Genomic DNA, 17,891 nt, shown 5'->3' with positions numbered 1-17,891 from the left:
CTATAGAACGAGAATTAAATACTTCTAAAGCATTATTACATAAGAAGTAAACCAATTCATGTGAAGGCTCTATTTCAGACGCTTCAGCTTCACGCCATACGCTTCTGGGAATCTCAGGTGATACACTTACTAGTCAATCCTCTATTATTTGACGCCAATCGAATAATAGAGTTCGTTTTTATTTAGTTTAAACAATTCTGTTTCTAAAGATATAAATACTAAGACTGTGTATTTTGTTGTAAAAATGCTTCTAAAATTCTTTTAACTGGCAGACTCGATTTTTTCAGTAGACTCTCTGCTTTATCCATTATTTTCTTGTTGGAAGCGATTATTTTTTTATATTCTTCATTGTTAAAAGAACGCAAAGAGTCTATTACATATTCAGCTAATTCATCATTCGCATTGAGTAAATCTAGTAATAAATTGAATCCATTCATCCCAGTATCTTCATCTATACAATATACTAATCTAATTTTATATTTATCATCTCTGTCCTTTAGATTTTGAAGCAATTTATCCCAATCATTTTCAGTAAATTCACTTATCAACTCTTGTACATACATAAATTCATCATCATAGAAGTAGTTATCTGAGCTATTTTCAGATAATACTGCATCTACTTTTTCATACATTTATGTTCCTCCTCTATTTGGTAAATCCACCTGGTAATGGTGCATTAATTTGACCTGTTGGATATCCACTAACCACATTGTCACCTATTTTTATTACATCAATTTCTACGCCGTCAATAATTTCCCTATGAAAAGTTGCTCCATCTCTCCCTCTAATACCTAACGGGGAAGAGTTACCTATATCAGTTATACTATCTAAAATCTTTGTATCACTCCAACTATCTGGAAATATTGTACTATTTTTTATTTTAGCCAATTTCCCGTCAGGGAATTGAGTCGTATATTTGATATCTTTCGTACCATTTGGATTGACCTTAATCGTCTCTGTAGCATAATTAGGATGACTATTTTTAATATTTGATGAATGTCCTCCAATAATTTCATTTTTATTAGGATTTTTTCTCTGTCCCAAAAGAATTTTCTCTTCCATTTCGGATGAAATAATTGACTTAGTCCCGCTGGCTTTCCCAACAGGTACTTTTTTAGCTGTATTTACAGCCTCAGTAGCCTTAGCAGTCATTTTAACTCCTTTTCCTACTTTAGCTATCTTTCCAAAGGGTGTAAGTCCGGCTACAGCCATGACACCTGCTCCAGCACGTTCCCACCCCGAAAGTTTTTCGCCAGTAGATGGATCAATACCATCCCAAACACGACGAACATCATACTCACCACTTATTTCACCCGCTATATCCCTAGCTAGTTTTTTACCATCAAAACCCTCTTTTTCTGATGATAGTGGTCCACACATTGCACCTTTTTCCATTGTAACATCTTGATTATCTGTATTGCGGAATTTTTCGGCAATTCGTTTCAAATCTTCTTCCACTTGTATAAGTGAATTGATAGATGTAAAAGCTTTTGGTCTCGCATCATTGAACATTTGAATGAATTGTTGATTAGAGGCACCAATCCATTGAAAACACAAATGATCAATTTCATTACATAAATTATTATGTATAGATTCTAATGCGATTCTGGTATTACTTGCACGATTAGCAACTTCTTCTAGCGTTTCAGGTGTTACTTTGATTTGAACCATTTCTTTCCTCCCTTTCCCAATTAAAATTATGGGACAAGAAGAAAAAAATGTAAATATCTAATGTAGAGATAGAAGAAAGAGAAGGTGTAAATAGGAAAAAACGTCTATTTATATGAAGATTTTTATTTTAACGATATTTAAAATTTACTTTTAGATAATGCTTTTAATATAGGGTTTATGATTTTATTAAATAAACGAAATCCCCTAATTGTTATAAATAACTGTATTATTATACCGAATTTTGGGGATATGTGGATTATTTATGAAATAATAAAATGTATGCTTAGAGATTTTTGGTTCCACATAAAATTAAAATGGATTTAACTAACCATGATTTTTATATATAATAGAAGAAAGTGAAATGGATTTATTTTGTTATCACCTTGTTGGTGTCAACCTCATGCGCCTAATGGCAACAAAAAACATCTACTTCGTCCCATTCGGTCAAGATGCACCAGAGAAAAAACCGAACTCAATGGTAGCTCGTATGGAGCTGCTTGAAGATACAGTATTAGAAGCGCTGCAAGGAAAGCAATTGCAACCGGTTGTCGTAGAAAAATTCAGATATATGAATTAAAAAACGAAAAAAAACGGACAATTTTTGATGAAACCATCATTCTTACTGTAGAATATGATAAAATTAACGTTATTAAGATTAGAAGGGGTATTGTATACTCCTTCTGATTCTAAGTTATAGAAGGATTGGTATCTAGAAAGGGGCATAGTGATGGAAAAGCAAAAAACTTTTCATGTCGCTGTAGTTGGAGCAACCGGCGCAGTTGGTGAACAAATGTTAAATACTTTAGAGAAACGAGAATTTCCAATCGGGAAGTTAACGTTACTTTCATCTAAACGATCTGCAGGTAAGAAACTTGTATTTAAAGGCGAAGAATTTACAGTTCAAGAGGCAACTCCTGAAAGTTTTGAAGGAGTAGATATCGCACTATTTAGTGCTGGTGGATCTGTATCAAAACAATTAGCGCCAGAAGCAGCAAAGCGCGGTGCGATTGTTGTTGATAATACAAGTGCATTCCGTATGACAGAAAACGTGCCACTTGTTGTACCTGAAGTAAATGAAAACGACTTAAAAGAACATAATGGTATTATTGCAAATCCAAACTGTTCTACAATTCAAATGGTAGTAGCTCTTGAGCCAGTTCGTCAGCAATATGGTTTAAAACGAGTAATCGTTTCCACATATCAAGCTGTATCAGGTGCTGGTGCGGCAGCGATTGAAGAACTTCATGAACAATCACAAGCAATCTTAAATGGTGAAGAAGTGAAGGCAAATGTTTTACCTGTATCAGGTGATAAAAAGCATTTCCAAATTGCTTTCAACGCGATTCCACAGATTGATAAATTCCAAGATAATGGATTTACGTTTGAAGAAATGAAAATGATTAATGAAACGAAAAAAATTATGCATATGCCTGAATTAGAAGTAGCGGCAACATGTGTACGTTTACCAGTTGTATCAGGTCACTCTGAGTCTGTTTACATCGAAGTAGAAAAAGAAGGTGTAACAGTAGAAGAATTCAAGAGCTTACTTGCAAATGCGGAAGGTATTGTTCTACAAGATAATCCAGAAGAGCAGTTATATCCAATGCCAGCTACTGCAGTAGGTAAAAACGAAGTATTCGTTGGAAGAATCCGTAAAGATTTAAATAATGATAAAGGATTCCATCTTTGGGTCGTATCTGATAACTTATTAAAAGGCGCTGCATGGAATTCTGTTCAAATTGCAGAGCGCTTAGTAAAATTACAATTAGTGTAAACGGCTAAGAGAAGGTGCAAAATATGAAAATTATTGTTCAAAAATTTGGTGGCACATCCGTACGTGATGAAAATGGACGTAAGCATGCGCTTCATCATATAAAAAAATCGCTAGATGCGGGTTATAAAGTAGTTACTGTCGTATCTGCTATGGGCCGTAAAGGTGAACCATATGCAACTGATACTTTGTTAAGTCTTGTAAATCAAGAGGAATCTCGCATTTCTAATCGTGAGCAAGATTTATTATTATCATGCGGAGAATTAATCTCAGCAATCGTCTTTTCTAACATGTTAAATGAGAACGGTATAAAAGCAGCGGCATTAAATGGTGCACAAGCTGGTTTTGTAACAAATGAGGATTTTACGAATGCTAAGATTATTGAAATGAATTGCGATCGTGTACATGAAGAGTTAGAAAATGTAGATGTAATCGTCGTTACAGGATTCCAAGGACAAACGAAAAAAGGTGATACGACAACACTTGGACGCGGAGGTAGCGATACTTCAGCTTCTGCATTAGGTGTTGCGCTTCATGCTGAATTTATTGATATCTTTACAGATGTAGAAGGTGTTATGACTGCGGATCCTCGCATTGTAAAAGATGCACGTCATCTTCAAACGGTAACATACAATGAAATTTGTAACATGGCATATCAAGGTGCAAAAGTCGTTCATCCACGTGCAGTTGAAATTGCGATGCATGCCAAAGTACCACTTCGTGTACGTTCTACGTATTCTGATAGTGAAGGTACGCTTATTTCAGCATCGGACGGTGCTACAAAAGGCCGTGATGTAGAAGAACGTCCTGTTACAGGTATCGCTCATGTATCAAATGTGACGCAAATTAAAGTGCTGGCAAAAGAAACAGCATATGATTTACAACAGCATGTGTTTAAAGAAATGGCGAATGAAGGAATCAGTGTCGATTTAATTAACATTTCACCTACTGGGGTAGCTTATACGGTGAGTGATAATGTATCAAGTCGTGCAGTTGAATTATTAAGAAACCTTGGATATGAGCCAATTGTGACAGAGCATTGTGCAAAAGTATCTATTGTAGGAGCTGGAATGGCAGGATACCCAGGGGTTACTGCGAAAATCGTTACAGCTTTAGCGGAAAAAGGTATTCAAATTTTGCAATCGGCAGATAGCCATACGACAATTTGGGTTCTTGTAAAAGAAACTGATTTAGTGGAGGCTGTAAATGCATTACATAGTGCGTTTGAGCTTTCAAAAGAAAAGCAACTGGAACAATAAGGAGTGAGACCATGATAGATTTTGGGACAATTGCAACCGCGATGGTAACTCCGTTTGATAAAAACGGAAATATCGATTTTGCGAAGACAACGAAATTGGTAAATTATTTAATAGATAACGGTACAACAGCAATCGTGGTAGGAGGAACGACAGGAGAATCTCCTACATTAACTTCAGAAGAAAAAGTAGCGTTATATCGCCATGTCGTATCTGTTGTCGATAAAAGGGTGCCCGTAATCGCTGGAACAGGTAGTAATAATACGCATGCTTCTATTGACTTAACTAAAAAGGCAACAGAGGTTGGTGTTGATGCAGTAATGCTAGTAGCACCGTATTATAACAAACCGAGTCAAGAAGGAATGTATCAGCACTTTAAAGCAATTGCTGAAAGCACGCCGCTTCCGGTTATGCTATATAACGTTCCAGGACGATCTATTGTACAAATCTCCGTTGATACAGTTGTTCGTTTATCAGAAATAGAAAACATTGTTGCGATTAAAGATGCAGGCGGCGATGTGTTAACAATGACAGAAATCATTGAAAAAACAGCGGACGACTTTGCAGTATACAGCGGTGATGATGGTTTAACGTTACCAGCTATGGCAGTTGGAGCGAAAGGTATCGTTTCTGTAGCATCTCATGTGATTGGAAATGAAATGCAAGAAATGATTGCAGCATTCCAAGCAGGAGAATTTAAAAAGGCGCAAAAATTACATCAATTACTTGTAAGAGTAACGGATTCATTATTTATGGCGCCAAGCCCAACGCCAGTAAAAACAGCGTTACAAATGGTTGGATTAGATGTAGGTTCTGTACGTTTACCGCTTCTTCCATTAACAGAAGAAGAAAGAGTAACGTTACAATCTGTAATGCAATCTATCCCTCGTTAATAAAAAATGACCTAGTGTAGAACTAGGTTATTTTTTTATGTTATGAAAATCTTTGCCTCTCGTTTCTCACCTACATGTGTTCTTATAAGATCATATTATGCCACTTGTTTAACCGCTTCTTCATTATGTGTTGCAACATGTATAAGAAAATAATCGTACACCTTTAAATGAATCAAAAAATCATAGTTATTATAGGATAAACATTTGTATAAACGTAATAAAATATCGATTCTGTTTTTTAGAGGGATTGTCTCAAATGTGACGTGATTCATAAAAAAGATTCATTTTATAAGTGTTTTTGTTCGATTCTAGAAAAATAAGTCTTGAAAATCCATATTATGAAATTAATTTAGCGTATGTATGGTTATTTCTTCAAAATAATATGGAGTATAAAATCGGAGTAAATATAAAGGAAATACGTTCGATATTTTTGTTGTAATTCCGTTCTTTTACTTCTTCTTTCGCACGATTTAACTTGTGTTCTATTTCTTGTATCAGGTATAATATGGCTAAGTAGCTTAGTACGGGTATGCTTAGCAAAATTGGTAAAAATTATAATTTGATTACATTTTCATATCATATCGAATAAGATATTTGATTTATATAATGAAAGAGAGGTGAAACCTGGTTTAAAAAATAAACAAGGACATGATATCGCATAACGGTAAGGACATTCGTCTTGGACGGTGAATATATGGTGGTTGTAGAGTTTCCCCTGGTGTCTCTGCAATTTTAGTGAAATCAGTGTTTGAAAGATTTTTAAACCAGGCAACAACATGAAGAGAAAAGAGAATGAGTCTGTTAAAGTATTTGCTCTTGGTGGAGTAGGTGAAATCGGGAAAAACATGTACTGTGTTGAAATTGATTCTGAAATCTTTATTGTAGATGCAGGGTTAATGTTCCCGGGAGATGAAATGTTTGGAATTGATATCGTTATTCCTGATATTACATATTTAGTGGAAAACCAAGAGCGAGTAAAAGGTTTATTTATTACTCACGGTCATGAAGATCATATTGGTGGAATTGTTTACGTACTTCGTAAATTATCAATTCCAGTGTATGCAACGAAATTAACAGTAGGACTTATACAAGAAAAACTTGGCGAAGCGGGTATGTTAGGCCGTGTAGACTTAAAAACAATCGATTCAAATTCAACAGTAGAGTTTAATACTACAACGGTGTCATTCTTTGGAACGACACATAGTATTCCAGATTCTGTTGGTGTTTGTTTCCATACATCAAAAGGTGCTATCGTATATACGGGAGACTTTAAATTCGATCAAACTCCAATTGGAAATAGTGGAGCAGACCTTGGAAAAATGGCACAAATCGGAAATGAAGGCGTACTGTGCTTATTATCTGATAGTACAAATGCTGAGCGTCCAGGCTATACAGGTTCTGAAAAAGAAGTTGGTGTAGAAATTTCTAAAGTGTTCTACGGCGCAGAAGGACGTATTATCGTTGCTTCATTTGCATCGAATGTACATCGTATTCAACAAGTATTTGATGCAGCTGCTGAAACAGGACGAAAAGTAGCGGTTGTAGGACGTAGTATGGTGAAAGTGGTAGATATCGCAAGACGTCTTGGTTATTTAGATGTTCCAGAAGGTATGGTTATTTCACTACAAGAAGTAGACAATTTCCCAGAGAAAAAGGTAGCTATTTTAACGACAGGTAGCCAAGGTGAACCGATGGCAGCCCTTTCTAGAATGGCGAAGCAAGCTCATAAACAAATTTCAATTCGTAAAGGTGATACGGTTATTATTGCGGCTTCTCCAATTCCGGGTAATGAAATATCTGTATCGAAAATTATTGACTTGTTATTTAGAGCTGGAGCTGATGTTATTTATTACGGTGAAAGAAAAGTTCACGTTTCAGGTCACGGTAGCCAAGAAGAATTAAAATTAATGTTAAATTTAATGAAACCTAAGTATTTTGTACCCGTACATGGTGAGTTCCGTATGCAAAAAGCACATGCATATTTAGCTGAAGATGTAGGTATTGCAAGAGAGAATATCTTTATCGTAGAAAAAGGCGATGTGATTGCTTTTGGTGACGATGAAGCAAACTTAGTTGGCAAAGTACAAGCTGGTAATGTGTTAATTGATGGATTAGGTGTAGGTGACGTTGGTAATATCGTTCTTCGAGATAGAAAAATGTTATCTCAAGATGGAATATTAGTAGTTGTTGTAACACTTGGTAAAGATGAAAAGAAAATTATCTCTGGTCCAGAAATCATTTCACGTGGTTTTGTGTATGTTCGTGAATCAGAAGCGTTAATTGACCGCTCTACAGAGATTGTACGTATGATTGTTGAGCAATCGATTAAAGAGTATTCAATTGAATGGTCTATGTTAAAACAAAATATTCGTGAATTATTAGGGCAGTTCTTGTACGAAGAGACAAAGAGAAAACCTATGATTTTACCGATTATTATGGAAGTATAAAAAAGATCACCTTTACGGGTGATCTTTTTTTCTTTTTAAACTCTATCGAATGAAATTTATAACTTAAGAAATAATAGTTATATACGAGTGAAAGGGGATGCGATATGACAGAACGTGATCGTTATACAAATGAAGGGAAAGAGGCTGAGCCGAAAGAAACTGGGAAAGAAGCCTCGATAGTGGAAAAAATTCAACAGCTAGGGCAAACGAATGTACCACAAATGAATGAATCGAGTATTCATTGTTTAACAATCATTGGGCAGGTGGAAGGTCATGTTCAGTTGCCGCCGCAAAATAAAACAACAAAATATGAGCATATTATTCCGCAAATTGTTGCGATAGAACAAAATCCGAAAATTGAAGGTTTGCTTTTAATATTAAACACGGTCGGAGGTGACGTTGAAGCAGGTTTAGCAATTTCTGAGATGGTAGCTTCGCTTTCAAAGCCAACGGTATCACTTGTTCTGGGCGGCGGGCATTCTATCGGTGTACCAATCGCCGTCTCTACGGATTATTCATTTATTGCGGAAACTGCGACGATGACAATTCATCCCATTCGTCTAACAGGTCTTGTTATAGGTGTGCCACAAACATTTGAGTATTTAGATAAAATGCAAGAAAGAGTCATTCGATTTGTGACGAAGCATTCGAAAGTAACCGAAAATCGTTTTAAAGAACTTATGTTTGCGAAAGGGAATTTGACGCGAGATATTGGGACGAATGTAATTGGTGGCGATGCAGTGAAATATGGTCTTATAGATGATGTCGGTGGTATTGGGAATGCGATTCGAAAGCTGAATGAATTAATAGATGCTCGCATGGATGATAGTGCAGAAGGGACAATGTTACAATGATTTTATACACAATTATGCCAGAGCAACTTGTATATCCAACTGATTATTCGCAATGTGAAAGCCAAAAAGTTGTAAATATAAACGGTGTTGAATTAATGGTTTCTGAAGAAGAACATGGGTGTTATTCTATTGTACGTGTGTTAAGTACGGATCCGCTACACTACTTAGAGTTTGAGCCCGGCCAAAAAATAACCTTTTAGCAAAAAGAAGGATTTTGTTTAGAAGCTATGGTATAATATAAAAAACAAGACGGTTGAGCAGCCATGAGAGGGCTGCTTTCTTCTGTTTATTTAACAATTTACAAGAAGTGTAAAAATAGAAGATATAAGACCTGAAAAAATAGAGAAAACAGACATGTAAGTAAAGCTTTTTTTAGGAAGCCCTGCTTACATGTAGAACACGAGGTGAAGAAATGGCAAAACAAAAGCAAAGAGGGACGAAGGCAAAAGCAAGACGCACGATAAAGCCAACTTTGTATTATGAAATCGTCGGTTTAACTCTTTTTGCACTTTCAATCATTACGATTTTACAGCTAGGTGTTGTAGGGAAATCGTTTGTGTTATTTTTTCGCTTCTTCTTTGGTGAGTGGTACATAATTGGTGTGTTAGGTGTAATAGCTTTATCGGTTTCGTTTGTTATCAAACGTGGATGGCCGAACCTTTTAAATAAACGGTTAATCGGTTTTTATTTAATAGTATTGGCGATATTAATGTTTAGTCATATTACATTATTTAACCTTCTTACGAAAGATGGAGCAGTGCAAAATACTTCTGTTATTGTGAGTACGAAAGATAACTTCTTTCTTGAAATGAAAAAGGGGCCGGATAGCGTTCATTTAGGCGGTGGTATGTTTGGTGCGCTTATGTTCGCGACGTGTTACTTCTTATTTGACGAAGTAGGAGCTTATATCATTGGTATTATTTTAGTGATTCTCGGTATACTTTGTATAACAAATAAGCATATCGGAGAAGTACTTGCCCCTGTAGGGAGAATCCTTAGAAGTCAATTTGAAGTAATGCAAGGGGATTATAAAGATTGGAGATCCAAAAGGACGGCTGAACAAACAGAAAAGAAAAAAACAACGAGAAGCACAAGGAGCAAACGTTCTGCAGAACAAGAAGAGATTATTGAGCCGATGGAAGAAATTTCAATTGATCCTCCCATTATTTCGAATTTCACTGAGAATTATCCTGTAAATGAAGAAGAGAATAAACGAATTAGCGAAGAACAGGAAGTAGAGTTAATAACTTCACCGTCTATTGAAGAGGCTCCGCCTGTTGAAGAATCTAAGAAAAAGCGTGGAGAAAAGATTGTAGAATCTTTAGAGGCGGAAACAAGTGCCCCGCCAATGCAATTTTCAAATGTAGAAAATAAAGATTACAAGCTTCCTGCACTTGATATATTGAAATTTCCTAAGAATAAGCAAGTTACAAATGAAAATGCAGAAATTTATGAGAATGCTCGTAAATTAGAACGTACATTCCAAAGCTTTGGAGTGAAAGCGAAAGTAACAAAAGTACATAGAGGTCCTGCAGTTACAAAATATGAAGTATATCCTGATATGGGAGTAAAGGTAAGCAAAATCGTTAGTTTAAGTGATGATTTAGCACTTGCTTTAGCTGCGAAAGACATTCGTATTGAAGCACCTATTCCCGGGAAATCAGCTGTAGGGATTGAAGTTCCGAACTCAGAAGTTTCTATGGTAACGCTTAGAGAAGTTCTTGATTCTAAGGCTAATAATCATCCGGAAGAGAAGTTGTTAATTGGTCTTGGACGAGATATTACAGGTGAAGCTGTATTAGCGCGTTTAAATAAAATGCCCCATTTACTAGTAGCTGGTGCGACAGGTAGCGGGAAAAGTGTATGTATTAATGGTATTATTGTTAGTATTTTAATGCGTGCAAAACCACATGAAGTAAAATTAATGATGATTGATCCAAAAATGGTAGAGTTAAATGTATATAACGGTGTTCCGCATTTATTAACACCAGTTGTAACTGATCCGAAAAAAGCATCACAAGCTTTGAAAAAAGTCGTGAGTGAAATGGAACGACGTTATGAATTATTTGCTCATAGTGGCACGCGTAACATTGAAGGATATAATGATCATATTAAAGAACATAATAGTCAATCAGAAGCGAAACAACCGGAATTACCTTATATTGTAGTAATAGTGGACGAGTTAGCTGATTTAATGATGGTTGCTTCATCAGATGTAGAGGATGCGATTATGCGTTTAGCACAAATGGCTCGTGCGGCTGGTATTCATTTAATTATTGCGACGCAGCGTCCATCGGTTGATGTTATTACGGGAGTTATTAAAGCGAATATTCCATCACGTATTGCATTCGCGGTATCTTCTCAAACGGACTCTCGTACAATTCTTGACGGTGGTGGTGCAGAGAAACTGCTAGGTCGTGGAGATATGCTGTTTATACCAATTGGTGCATCGAAGCCTGTACGTGTACAAGGTGCATTTTTATCCGATGATGAAGTTGAGAGAGTTGTAGAGTATGTTATTGGTCAGCAAAAAGCGCAATATCAAGAAGATATGATTCCACAAGATGTTCCTGATACGAAGCAGGAAGTAGAAGATGAATTATATGATGAAGCAGTTCAGCTTGTAGTGGAAATGCAAACAGCATCTGTTTCTATGTTGCAACGTAGGTTTAGAGTAGGTTATACGCGAGCTGCCCGTTTAATTGATGCAATGGAAATGAATGGTGTAGTAGGTCCGTATGAAGGTAGTAAACCACGAGAAGTGCTCATTAATGATGTACAAGAAAAAAGTTCATAAAAAAAGCCTAATTGTTTTTACAATTAGGCTTTTTTATATGCTAGTTTTGTTATATACTATATTCAGCGATAAAGAAAGGGCTTACATTTAAAGCGATTCTTTAGAATACGAATACTTTGATTATGTTTTTAATGAATGTTCGATATTTAATGTAGAAAAATGTTAAATTTTGTTGACACGTATGGGAGCAAGTGGTAAGATTACTTCGAAAAGAATCACTGCCTCATATAATCTTGGAGATAAGGTCCATAAGTTTCTACCCGGCAACCATGAATTGCTGGACTATGAGGGGAAAAGTGTGTAACAAAGGATGTAAGAGATCTTTGTGCCGAACTTTTTCTCGAAATGAGGAATGTTTATGGTGCAAAGTTTTTTTTATGCAGTAAAGAGTGAAAATTTCATCTTAAAAAATTATTAATATTTATTCGACAATTATGCTTATTTTTAGTATTTAGTAATTTTATTATGTTGTAAGTTGAAAAAAGAGAAAAGAAGTCTTACATCAGAGGTCGAATAATTGAAATGCGGGGGAGTCTTATGTCAGTAAAATCCGATAGTCGTCACCTATATTTACGGGTGATTGATCACATTAAAGAAAAAATTAAAGATGGAGCTTACAAAGAAAGACAGAAGTTACCATCAGAGTTTGATTTAGCGAAAGAACTTGGTGTAAGTAGGGCGACTTTAAGGGAAGCACTGCGTATTTTAGAAGAAGAAAATGTTGTCATTCGTAGACATGGTGTAGGAACATTTGTAAATGCAAAGCCGTTATTTTCTTCTGGGATTGAACAACTTTCTAGTATTACAGATATGATTTCTAGTGTGGGGAAAACACCAGGAACTATCTTTTTATCATCATCTACAACAAGTTTAACAGAAGAAGAAAAAGAGAAGTTTAATAGTGAAGATGGTTTTAATGCAGTAATGATTGAGCGTGTGCGTACAGCAGATGGGGAACCTGTTGTATATTGTATCGATAAACTTGCAAAAGAAATATTGCCAGATTTATCGGGATACAACGAAGAATCATTGCTTACAGTGATACATAACAACACGCACAAACGTATCACATACGCAGTTGCTCACATTGAGCCAATTGGCTATCATCCGAAAATTTCACCGATTTTAGAATGTGAACCGGAAACGGCACTGCTAGTTTTAAAACAAATGCACTATGATCAAAATGATGAGCCAATCTTATATTCTCTCAATTACTTTAGAGCTGATAAGTTTAGCTTCCACGTATTAAGAAAACGTATGTAGGTAAGTTCCTTTTTGGGGAGGTGACAGCAAGAAGTTAGGGACAGCAGCGTATAAAAAATAGACAAATCATTTCAGGAGGGGTTTCTAGTATGAAGAAAAAAACAGGTCTTTTATTATCATTAACATTAGCAGCAAGCGCGGTTTTAGGTGCATGTGGTAACTCGGATAAGGCGAGCAGTGACAAGAAAGAAGATAAAGAATTCAAAGTTGGTATGGTAACGGATGTTGGGGGCGTTGATGATAAATCATTCAACCAATCTTCTTGGGAAGGTTTGAAAAAGTTTGGTAAAGATAATGGATTAAAGGAAAAAACAAATTATCGTTACCTACAGTCTGAAAAAGAAGCAGATTATATTCCGAACTTAAAGAAATTTTCAAAAGATAAGTATGATTTATCTTTCGGAATCGGTTATAAATTAGAAGGTGCAATTAAAGAAGTTGCAAAAGAATCTCCAAAACAACAATTCGCAATCGTTGATACTGTTGTAGAAGCACCGAACGTAACAAGTATTACATTTAAAGATCATGAAGGATCATTCCTTGTAGGTGCGGTAGCGGCTATGTCAACAAAATCGAATAAAGTAGGATTTGTTGGTGGAATGAAGAGTGATTTAATTAGTAAATTCGAAAATGGATTTAAAGCTGGTGCAAAGGCAGTAAATCCAAACATTGAAATCGTATCTGAATATGCGGAAGCATTTGATAAACCTGAAAAAGGTACAGTTCTTGCATCAGCAATGTATGGTCAAGGTGTAGATGTAATTTATCATGCTGCTGGTGGTACAGGTAACGGCGTGTTCACTGAAGCGAAAAACCGTAAGAAAAAAGGTGAAAATGTTTGGGTAATCGGTGTTGACCGTGACCAAAACCAAGAAGGTATGCCTGAAAACGTAACATTAACTTCAATGGTAAAACGTGTAGATATCGCTGTTGAAAAAGTAGCACAAGAAGCGAAAGATGGTAAATTAAAAGGCGGTAAAGTAGAAGCGTTTGGTTTAAAAGATGACGGTGTTGGTATTGCAAAAACAACTGACAACGTGAAAAAAGTTAACCCTGAAATTTTAACAAAAGTAGAAGCGTTTGAAAAGAAAATTACAGATGGTGAAATTAAAGTACCAGCTACAGATAAAGAGTATAAAGAATATGAAGCTTCTCTAAAAAAATAAATAGAGAAATAGCAAAGGTTAGTTCATAGAACTAACCTTTGTATGTATAAAACTTCCAAATTGCTTAATAAGTTAATAGTGTAATAGGGGAATGTTCCCTGTTAAAAGGAGGAACAAAATGGAATACGTAATTGAGATGAATAACATTACGAAAGTATTCCCAGGCATTGTAGCGAATGATGATATTACGCTGCAAGTAAAGCAAGGAGAAATACATGCTTTACTTGGAGAAAATGGTGCAGGGAAATCCACATTGATGAATGTACTATTTGGTTTGTATCAACCAGAACAAGGTGAAATTAAAATTAAAGGAAAGTCTGTAAACATTACCAATCCGAATGTGGCAAATGACCTTGGTATTGGAATGGTTCATCAGCACTTTATGCTTGTTCATAATTTTACAGTTACAGAGAATATTATTCTCGGAAATGAACCGAAGAAAAACGGGAAAATTGCTGTTGAGGAAGCTGCTAAAGAAATTCAAAAACTGTCTGAACAATACGGATTAGCTGTAGATCCATACGCGAAAATACAGGATATTTCAGTTGGTATGCAGCAACGTGTTGAGATTTTAAAAACACTTTACCGTGGGGCAGAAATTTTAATATTTGATGAACCGACAGCTGTGTTAACACCGCAAGAAATTCATGAGCTAATTCAAATTATGAAAAAGCTTGTACAAGAAGGGAAATCTATTGTTCTTATTACACATAAGTTGAAAGAAATTATGGAAGTTTGCGATCGTTGTACGATTATTCGTAAAGGAAAAGGGATTGGAACGGTTGACGTTGCAAATACGGATGAAAATAAACTTGCAGAATTAATGGTCGGACGTCAAGTGAATTTTAAAACAGAAAAAATAGACGCGAAGCCAAAAGAAGAGGTACTTTCAATTGCAAATCTTGTTGCTCACGATGCACGTCAACTACCTGCTGTAAAAGGCCTTGACTTAACTGTTCGTGCGGGGGAAATTGTTGGAATTGCAGGGATTGATGGAAACGGACAAAGTGAATTGATAGAAGCAATTACTGGTTTACGAAAAGTTGAGTCAGGTTCTATTGCAATTAAAGGAAAAGAAATAACAAATTGGCCTGTTAGAAGGATAACAGAAGAAGGAATTGGTCATATTCCAGAAGATCGTCATAAACATGGGCTCGTTCTTGATTTTTCTGTTAGAGATAATATCGTTCTGCAAACGTACTATAAAAATCCGTTTTCAAAGAAAGGGATTTTAAATTTTAGTAAAATTACAGAAAAAGCAAAGGCACTTATTGAACAGTTTGATGTACGTACACCTAGTGAGCAAACGTTAGCGCGCGCTTTATCTGGGGGGAATCAACAAAAAGCAATTATTGCACGTGAAGTAGACCGTGATCCAGATTTATTAATCGCGGCACAGCCAACACGTGGTTTAGATGTAGGAGCAATTGAATTTATTCATAAGAGATTAATAGAGCAAAGGGATAAAGGAAAAGGTGTATTACTTTTATCTTTAGAGTTAGATGAAATCTTAAATGTTAGTGACCGAATTGCTGTTATTTATGAAGGGAAAATCGTAGCAATTGTTGATGCGAAAGAAACGAATGAACAACAGCTTGGATTGTTAATGGCTGGAGGAACAAAGAAGGAGCAGGTGGGTACAAATGGCTAAAAAACTTTTAACAGAACGAACGATAAATATTTTAGTCCCAGTACTATCCGTTATTTTCGGCTTACTTGTCGGAGCAATTGTAATGCTAGTTAGTGGCTATGATCCAATTGTTGGTTATAGTGCACTTTGGACAGGAATGTTCGGTAGCCCAAGTGCAATAGGTGAAACGCTTCGTACAATGATCCCGCTTATTCTTGCCGGCTTATCAGTGGCGTTTGCATTTCGTACAGGTTTATTTAATATCGGGGTAGAGGGTCAATTACTAGTTGGTTGGCTTGCAGCGGTTTGGTTCGGTTATGCAGTTTCGCTACCAGCTGTTCTTCACATTCCGTTATCTATTTTATTTGCAGCATTGGTAGGTGGAATTTGGGGTTTCATCCCTGGATATTTAAAGGGGAAATTTCAAGTTAATGAAGTTATTGTAACAATTATGATGAACTATATTGCGTTATACGTAACATATGACATTATTAAGCGTTTCTTGCACGAGGGTAATGATAAAACGTACGACATCAAAGCGAGTGCGTCATTATCTTCAGACTGGCTTGCTGCCATCACTGACGGTTCGCGCCTTCACTGGGGAATTGTTGTAGCAATTTTAATCGCTATTTTAATGTGGTTCTTATTAGATCGAACAACTTTAGGGTATGAATTAAAGTCGGTAGGATTTAATCAACATGCCTCCCAATATGCTGGTATGAAAGTTTCTCGCAATGTAGTATTCTCTATGACAATTGCTGGTGCATTTGCGGGGATTGGTGGTGCGATGGAAGGGTTAGGAACATTCCAAAGTATGACAGCAATGTCTTCGTTTACAGGAGTAGGATTTGACGGGATTGCCGTAGCCTTACTTGGGGGGAATAATCCGTTTGGTATTATCCTTTCAGCTTTATTATTTGGTGGTTTGAAAAGTGCTTCCCCTCAAATGAACTTTGAGGCAGATGTACCATCAGAGCTTATTAATGTGATTATTGCATGTATCATCTTCTTTGTTGCATGTAGTTATGTGTTAAGATGGGCGCTTACACGCATGAGCAAGGAGGGGAAATAAATGAGCTTTTTAGATATATTAGCCATTCTTGTGACGGGTACGTTATATACATCAGCACCTATAATTTTTACAGCACTAGGTGGTGTATTTAGTGAACGATCGGGTGTTGTAAATATCGGATTAGAAGGACTAATGCTATTTGGTGCATTTATTGGAGTTGTTACAAACTTATTAATGGGTGATACATGGGGAACGATGACTCCGTGGATTGCGTTATTATTTGCGGCAATTGGTAGTGGGTTATTTGCATTACTTCATGCGGTAGCATCTATTACATTCCGAGCGGATCAAGTTGTAAGTGGTGTAGCAATTAACTTCTTATCTCTTGGATTAACGGTATTTGCAATTAAGAAGATTTTTGATAAAGGACAGACTGACTTTATTCAGTACCGTATTGAAAAGATTGATATTCCAGGCCTTTCGGATATCCCGGTTTTAGGGAAAATATTCTTCTCTAACGTACCGATAACGTCGTATATTGCTATTATTTTAGCATTCGTTGTTTGGTATGTTATTTATAAAACACCGTTCGGTCTTCGTCTTCGTGCGGTTGGTGAGCATCCAATGGCAGCTGATACGATGGGAATTAACGTATATAAAATGCGCTATATTGGTGTTTGTATATCAGGTGTGTTTGCTGGAATTGGTGGAGCAATTTTTGCAATGTCAATTTCTAATAACTTCTCAGGGGCAACTATTACTGGACAAGGTTTCTTAGCGTTAGCTGCCATGATCTTTGGGAAGTGGAATCCACTAGGTGCATTAGGTGCAGCGCTATTCTTTGGTTTTGCACAATCGTTAAGTGTAACAGGTGGAACAATTCCTGTATTAGATCAAATTCCGAGTGTTTTATTAACGATATTACCATATGTATTCACAATATTAGCGCTTGTTGGTTTTGTAGGTCGTTCTGAAGCTCCGAAAGCGTTAGGAACGCCGTATGAAAAAGGAAAACGATAAGTATAAAAAAGCTCGCACATTAGTGCGGGCTTTTTTACATAGAATATATGTAATACGGAATTTTACTATGTTCCTTACATATAAAAGTTTTTAGAAAGAGCCTGATGTAAG

14 protein-coding genes, 1 pseudogene and 1 riboswitch are annotated in these 17,891 nt (G+C 36.2%); of the genes and pseudogenes, 13 read left to right on the top strand and 2 right to left on the bottom strand.

The genetic code is table 11. From position 1 onward, the window contains the following. Positions 1-218: 218 nt before the first annotated feature. Positions 219-632, bottom strand: a complete 414-nt coding sequence (locus NHG49_RS19270) for a hypothetical protein (RefSeq protein ID WP_000273069.1) — start codon at positions 630-632, stop codon at positions 219-221. Between the two features lie 13 nt (positions 633-645). Further along, positions 646-1,671, bottom strand: a complete 1,026-nt coding sequence (locus NHG49_RS19265; RefSeq protein ID WP_098111236.1) for a WXG100 family type VII secretion target — start codon at positions 1,669-1,671, stop codon at positions 646-648. Between the two features lie 382 nt (positions 1,672-2,053). Here NHG49_RS19265 and spoVFB point away from each other — a divergent pair. The 13 genes and pseudogenes from spoVFB to NHG49_RS19200 all read left to right on the top strand — a co-directional run. Next, a pseudogene (spoVFB, locus tag NHG49_RS19260) lies at positions 2,054-2,248 on the top strand (dipicolinate synthase subunit B); the annotation flags it as partial. Between the two features lie 150 nt (positions 2,249-2,398). Continuing rightward, positions 2,399-3,445 (top strand): aspartate-semialdehyde dehydrogenase, encoded by a 1,047-nt coding sequence (gene asd, locus NHG49_RS19255; RefSeq protein ID WP_000414854.1) that lies wholly within the window; start codon positions 2,399-2,401, stop codon positions 3,443-3,445. Positions 3,446-3,468: 23 nt separating this feature from the next. Next, a complete protein-coding gene (gene dapG / locus NHG49_RS19250; RefSeq protein ID WP_064475022.1) occupies positions 3,469-4,701 on the top strand; it encodes an aspartate kinase in 1,233 nt (410 codons plus the stop codon). 11 nt (positions 4,702-4,712) lie between these two features. Then, positions 4,713-5,591, top strand: a complete 879-nt coding sequence (gene dapA, locus NHG49_RS19245; protein WP_000564777.1) for a 4-hydroxy-tetrahydrodipicolinate synthase — start codon at positions 4,713-4,715, stop codon at positions 5,589-5,591. Positions 5,592-6,367: 776 nt separating this feature from the next. Then, a complete protein-coding gene (locus tag NHG49_RS19240; protein ID WP_000823080.1) occupies positions 6,368-8,038 on the top strand; it encodes a ribonuclease J in 1,671 nt (556 codons plus the stop codon). A gap of 104 nt (positions 8,039-8,142) precedes the next feature. Then, positions 8,143-8,892 (top strand): translocation-enhancing protein TepA, encoded by a 750-nt coding sequence (gene tepA / locus NHG49_RS19235; RefSeq protein WP_258126436.1) that lies wholly within the window; start codon positions 8,143-8,145, stop codon positions 8,890-8,892. Continuing rightward, on the top strand, positions 8,889-9,092 hold the full coding sequence (locus tag NHG49_RS19230; RefSeq protein ID WP_000605035.1) for a YlzJ-like family protein: 204 nt from the start codon (positions 8,889-8,891) through the stop codon (positions 9,090-9,092). The genes tepA and NHG49_RS19230 overlap by 4 nt, the downstream gene beginning before the upstream one ends. 212 nt (positions 9,093-9,304) lie before the next feature. Beyond that, entirely contained in the window at positions 9,305-11,689 is a 2,385-nt protein-coding gene (locus tag NHG49_RS19225) for a DNA translocase FtsK (RefSeq protein ID WP_222654927.1), read from the top strand. A gap of 203 nt (positions 11,690-11,892) precedes the next feature. Next, positions 11,893-11,994, top strand: a riboswitch (purine riboswitch). A gap of 232 nt (positions 11,995-12,226) precedes the next feature. Next, positions 12,227-12,952 carry a GntR family transcriptional regulator gene (locus tag NHG49_RS19220; RefSeq protein WP_064475023.1) on the top strand — a complete coding sequence of 242 codons (726 nt, stop codon included), beginning with the start codon at positions 12,227-12,229 and terminating at the stop codon, positions 12,950-12,952. An 89-nt stretch (positions 12,953-13,041) separates the two neighbouring features. Beyond that, on the top strand, positions 13,042-14,118 hold the full coding sequence (locus NHG49_RS19215; protein WP_064475024.1) for a BMP family lipoprotein: 1,077 nt from the start codon (positions 13,042-13,044) through the stop codon (positions 14,116-14,118). Positions 14,119-14,236: 118 nt separating this feature from the next. Beyond that, positions 14,237-15,769, top strand: coding sequence for an ABC transporter ATP-binding protein (locus NHG49_RS19210; RefSeq protein ID WP_064475025.1), 1,533 nt, complete (start codon positions 14,237-14,239; stop codon positions 15,767-15,769). Next, on the top strand, positions 15,762-16,820 hold the full coding sequence (locus NHG49_RS19205; RefSeq protein WP_001085261.1) for an ABC transporter permease: 1,059 nt from the start codon (positions 15,762-15,764) through the stop codon (positions 16,818-16,820). The genes NHG49_RS19210 and NHG49_RS19205 overlap by 8 nt, the downstream gene beginning before the upstream one ends. Further along, entirely contained in the window at positions 16,821-17,780 is a 960-nt protein-coding gene (locus tag NHG49_RS19200; RefSeq protein ID WP_000008857.1) for an ABC transporter permease, read from the top strand. Positions 17,781-17,891: the final 111 nt, after the last annotated feature.

This window comes from Bacillus sp. IBL03825 (genome assembly GCF_024712505.1).
In the GTDB taxonomy this organism is placed as follows: Bacteria; Bacillota; Bacilli; order Bacillales; family Bacillaceae_G; genus Bacillus_A; species Bacillus_A wiedmannii.
This window is presented reverse-complemented; position numbering and strand designations above follow the sequence as displayed.